This is a genomic window from Bradyrhizobium sp. PRIMUS42 (assembly GCF_023006515.1).
Classification (GTDB): Bacteria; Pseudomonadota; Alphaproteobacteria; order Rhizobiales; family Xanthobacteraceae; genus Bradyrhizobium.
In genome coordinates, this window is record NZ_JALBGZ010001381.1 from 1 (window position 1) to 745 (window position 745).

The following is a 745-nucleotide window of genomic DNA, read 5'->3' on the forward strand; positions in this document are numbered from 1 at the left end:
CTGGCCGTAATAGGCGGTCGGATAGCGCGATGCCGCCCGATAGCTCATGCGCGCATCGGCGGTCGCGCCCATCGCCTCGGCGGCACGGCCGCGCCAGTAATGGGCGCGCGACAGCGCGATCGGATTGGCCGAGCCTTCGTCGATGGCGGCGAAGTGCACCATCGCAGCCTTGGGATCGTCGAGGAATCTTAGCGCGATCCAGCCGCACATGAAATGATAGTCGACGCGGTAGACTTCCTTGTCCGGCACCGCGGCCGTACGCACCACATCATATGCCGTTTTGAACTTGTCCTGGTCGAGCAGCTTGCGTGCGAGCAGGCGACGCTCGCGCCACCAGGCATCGGTGTCCTGGGCCGCCATGGTGTCGGGCGCGGCGGCCAGGATCACCTCGGCCGCGTCGTCGATCCGGTCCTTCTGGAGGTGCCATTGCGCGCGGCACAGCACATAGCCGAGATCGCGGCGCGCGTCAGCCGGGACGTCCTCGAGATAATCCTTGGCCTTGCTGGCCTTGCCGGTGACGGCGGCGCAGGCCTTGACGATTGCGAGCGCATCCTCGCCGAGCCGTTTTGCGGCACGCCGCGCGCCCGAATAGTCCTTGGCGCCGAGCCGCTTGTCCATGCGGGCACGGTGATCGTCCGCGGTGAGGAGATCGCGGAACGCTTCGTAGGAATCCTCCTCGCTGCGCTCCGACAATTCGTCGGCGCGCCAGGCCTCGCGCACGAGCCGCGCGGCCCTGTCCGCATCG

1 pseudogene is annotated in these 745 nt (G+C 67.7%); it reads right to left on the reverse strand.

Annotated elements, in window-relative coordinates:
- Positions 1 to 745 (reverse strand): annotated as a pseudogene (locus MOV75_RS40505) (lytic transglycosylase domain-containing protein); the annotation flags it as partial.